This is a genomic window from Parapedobacter tibetensis, from assembly GCF_024704835.1.
In the GTDB taxonomy this organism is placed as follows: Bacteria; Bacteroidota; Bacteroidia; order Sphingobacteriales; family Sphingobacteriaceae; genus Parapedobacter; species Parapedobacter tibetensis.
Window position 1 is genome coordinate 1 of record NZ_JAMXBE010000072.1, and the last position, 470, is coordinate 470.

Here is a 470-nt window from a genome sequence, read left to right on the forward strand (position 1 = left end):
GTTACCGGCCATCATCCGCCACGGCGGAGCCACCGGTACCGGACGCGTGCCCATACCGCCCCGAGCAAGGACTTGCCGAACAAGCTATTTGCCACCGTGGGGCTTACCAACGCTACCAAATCCACTTTCAGGCTTTTGGCCAACCGTTCCAATGTTTCCAATTTTGGCATGATTGCCCCGTTTTCGATCTTCGATAGCGCTGCTTGGCTGATCTTCGCACCAAGTGCAACCCCATCCTGTGTAAACCCCCGTTCTTCACGTATATCCTTGATCCGCTTTCCGATATGCTTCATATCCATAATATTTAAATTGAGAAATGCAACCCAAACGTATAACCAGCGGTTATCAAATTCAAGGAAAATGATAACCGCTGGTTATATAGTTTTATCTTGATTATTAAATAGTTAGGTATTAATAGAAGAACTTTGGCATACCTTCCAATAGGGGAAGGCGACACTAAAATTTTTATG

The 470-nt window shown here is 45.7% G+C and carries 1 protein-coding gene; it reads right to left on the reverse strand.

The genetic code is table 11. From position 1 onward, the window contains the following. Window positions 1-11: 11 nt before the first annotated feature. Window positions 12-293, reverse strand: coding sequence for a helix-turn-helix domain-containing protein (locus NF543_RS25315; RefSeq protein ID WP_257670993.1), 282 nt, complete (start codon window positions 291-293; stop codon window positions 12-14). Window positions 294-470 lie beyond the last annotated feature (177 nt).

Coding starts and splice junctions, on each gene's coding strand:
- NF543_RS25315 (WP_257670993.1), bottom strand. CDS start 293: ATGAAGCATATCGGAAAGCGGATCAAGGATATACGTGAAGAACGGGGG.